General features: G+C 64.6%; 1 protein-coding gene. It reads left to right on the top strand.

Features of this window, described 5'->3' with window-relative positions; genetic code table 11:
* The coding region (locus tag E1297_RS01125) for an AMP-binding protein (RefSeq protein ID WP_155132825.1) at window positions 1–763 on the top strand (763 nt) is incomplete at both ends.

Here is a 763-nt window from a genome sequence, read left to right as displayed (position 1 = left end):
ACATCATCTACACATCGGGTTCCACCGGAAAACCCAAAGGCGTCTGCGTCCAGCATGCGGCGATCACCGCGCTGGTGCATCATGCCTATCCGTCGGTGCGCAAGGGGGGGCATCTTCTGCAGACCGGCCACCCGGTGTTCGACGCGGTGACCTTCGAATACTGGCTGCCGTTGAGTTTCGGCGGCAGCCTGATCCTGCCGCAGGACCGTGTGGTGCAGGCCACAACGATCCGGGAGGCGGCGCGGTCCGGGCCGATTGACACGTTGTGGCTGACCTCGGGCCTGTTCACCAGCATCGTGCAACAGGATGTGACGGTGTTTTCCGGGGTCGGGGCGCTTCTGGTCGGCGGCGATGCCATTGACCGGGAGGCGATTGCCCGTCTGAACACGCTGGAGCAACCGCCGGTTCTGATCAACGGTTATGGGCCGACGGAAACCACCACCTTTGCGGTGGTCGGGCCGATCCCGGCCTCGGCTGCAACGGGCACCATCCCGCTTGGCAAACCCATGATGAACGGCCGGATCAACGTGGTGGACCGGTTCTTCAATCCGGTGCCGATTGGCGTTGCCGGGGAGTTGCTGATTGGCGGGGTTCAGGTGTCGCGCGGCTATCTGGGCCGTCCGGGGCTGACGGCACAGATGTTCATGGCCGATCCGGTTTCGGGGGAAGAGGGGGCGCGGCTTTATCGCACCGGCGATCTGGCGCGCTGGCAGGCAGACGGCACGCTGGAGTTCCTCGGGCGGATCGACGGTCAGGTGAAAAT

Source organism: Roseibium sp. RKSG952, from assembly GCF_009711355.1.
This window is presented reverse-complemented; position numbering and strand designations above follow the sequence as displayed.